At 62.0% G+C, this 2,133-nt stretch carries 3 protein-coding genes; all 3 read right to left on the reverse strand.

What is annotated here, in order from left to right; all coding sequences use genetic code 11:
- Window positions 1-264 precede the first annotated feature (264 nt).
- The gene (locus A1351_RS04140; RefSeq protein WP_157096093.1) at window positions 265-588 is read right to left on the reverse strand and encodes a hypothetical protein; all 324 of its coding nucleotides are present in this window, start codon (window positions 586-588) and stop codon (window positions 265-267) included.
- Window positions 589-596: 8 nt separating this feature from the next.
- Window positions 597-986, reverse strand: a complete 390-nt coding sequence (locus A1351_RS04145; RefSeq protein ID WP_064032316.1) for a hypothetical protein — start codon at window positions 984-986, stop codon at window positions 597-599.
- Window positions 987-1,192: 206 nt separating this feature from the next.
- Window positions 1,193-2,133: hypothetical protein (locus A1351_RS04150; protein WP_210178233.1), on the reverse strand; the 941-nt coding region annotated here is incomplete at its 5' end.

Raw genomic sequence — 2,133 nt, forward strand, 5'->3', positions numbered from 1 at the left:
TAGACAAGACGCGTGAGCGCCCACGCGCGTAATAGAGACTCGACAATCTGTCAAGCGATCTCTGTCAGACAACCTGTATCGGGGAGTCGGACCCCAGGACACAGGCACAATCTCTCGTCTAAATCCCTGAGGCGAGGAAGGTCGCAGCGGCTCCCGCCGCAATGGCGAGACTGTTCACATTGCCGGCCATGACGGGCGCAAGGTCGGCGCAGGGGCTCGCTCTGAGGGCTTCGCAGAGACCCGATAGGAACATGGTGGCGGCCTTCACTCGGCGGCCTGTGTGTCGGACATTGAGCCCTTGCCCTTGTTACGGGGCGTAGCGGCCTCCCCTGCGGTCAACGTCAGACAGCGCTTCCCGTCCCGCCAGAACACGACCACATCACCCGGCGACGCAATGCCATTCGCCAAAAGGTGCCGCCCGGCCTCTTCGATCGGTCGGTAGCTCGCCCCTAACATCTTGCTGCCGAGATAAATGGCGGTCTTCGTATGGGGTCGTTTCCCTGCCGAGTAACGGCCACGGCACGACGTCGTGTAGCTGCCGCCTGTGGCGGGAAGGGACATGAGGTCGATATGATGTTCCGTCGCCATCTTGGTCGTCACTCCGTCACCTGCGAACGGTCCCCCACAAACGGACGATATGCGGCGATCGTCAGGCCGCCGTTGACGTCCTCTCGGACAGTGAGTTTCGCGGCACGTCCGACGACTGTGAAGAGACACGGCTTCCCGTTGCGGTAGGTCGTCAGTCGGTCGCTCGGCAGCGCCAAGCCCTTCGCCAACAGATACCGGGCCGCATCGAATGCCGGTTGATGGCTCTCGCCGATGCACTCGCCTTCGAAGAACATGAAAGCCTTGCCATGCCCCGCGGAGCGGCCGTTCGCGTCCACACGATAGGCGGGCTCGAGGTCGATACGATGGCTCGTCGTTTGGTGCGCGATGGCCGTGGAAAGGGTGTCGAGAGGCGCGGAAAGGGTGTCGTCGGTTTGCATGTGGGTTTCCTTGTGAACCGTGAGCGCACAGACGCGCGAAAGGGAACGGCCCGCGGGGATAGGTGCGGGGCCGTGAAAAGGCGCTCTGTGACAGAGGGGTTGCAGTGTGAGGGGGCGGCACGGGGGAACTTCCCCGGCGGCGTGTCCTCAAAGGCGTTCGTAAGAGCGGGAGCCGAACATTCGACCCCCGCCCTCGGCGTTCAGTTCTAGTGCGACGTGGAAGGCTTCGGCGGGTGAACCGGCCGGGCGCCGACAATCGAGTTTAGGATTGCCCCTGTGACGAGATTGTTCGTGAACAGCCTGTGCCAGTCGCGAAGCTCGTCTTGCGACAATTGACGGCCATCCGACATGGACTCGACAAGGCCCCCGATAGCCTTCGGAGCGTCCTTGAAGAGAAGCGACGTCGTGGGGTTGCCGAAGATCACGTCAGACGATTGTCCCGTGCTGCGCGCATCGAAGACCGGCTTGTGACCCGCCCATGGCAATGCCGTGTCGATTGCTACCGGCAACAGCGACGACCACCCATGCCGTTGAATGGCGGCGCTTACCATGTGCTCAGTGTCCAGGCGCTTGTCGAGCCATTGCCCGGTGTCACTACGCCCGAGAGCCGCGACGTGCTGTTGGACGGAATAGATGAGCGTCGGGATGACCGCGCCGAGAACAGCGGAGGCAACAGACTCGCCGTCGTGCATGGCGACGTTGAGCATGAGCTGCTTATCCCATGCGTGGATTGGGAACGCGCGGAACTGCGTTATCATCTGCCACACAGGATGAGGCATCCACTTGTGCATGGACCCGATATCGTTCTCTTGAATGATCCGGCGAGCCTTGCGCATAAGGGCCCCTTCGAAGGCGATGCGAGCCTCTTGGTCGGTCCAATTGTCGAGCCGAGGGTCTACCAGCGTCTCGGACGGGAAGAACATTCCCCGCTCGGACTCTGCATGGCCCTTCACGCTCCGCAAGACACGCTGCAACATGGCGTCGTCGAGGCCGAGTTGCGCCATGCGACGATAGTTCACGTCCGACCTGTCGAACCCCGCGCCTCCCGGCAATTCGGGGAAGCGATGCACCATGTCGAAGAACTCTTGCGCAATCGCCTTCGCGGTCCACTGCTTCATCAAGCCATCCACATAATGGAAGCCCGAGA

It is taken from the genome of Methylosinus sp. R-45379 (genome assembly GCF_001644125.1).
Lineage (GTDB): Bacteria > Pseudomonadota > Alphaproteobacteria > Rhizobiales > Beijerinckiaceae > Methylosinus.

Coding starts and splice junctions, on each gene's coding strand:
- A1351_RS04145 (WP_064032316.1), bottom strand. CDS start 986: ATGCAAACCGACGACACCCTTTCCGCGCCTCTCGACACCCTTTCCACG.
- A1351_RS04140 (WP_157096093.1), bottom strand. CDS start 588: ATGGCGACGGAACATCATATCGACCTCATGTCCCTTCCCGCCACAGGC.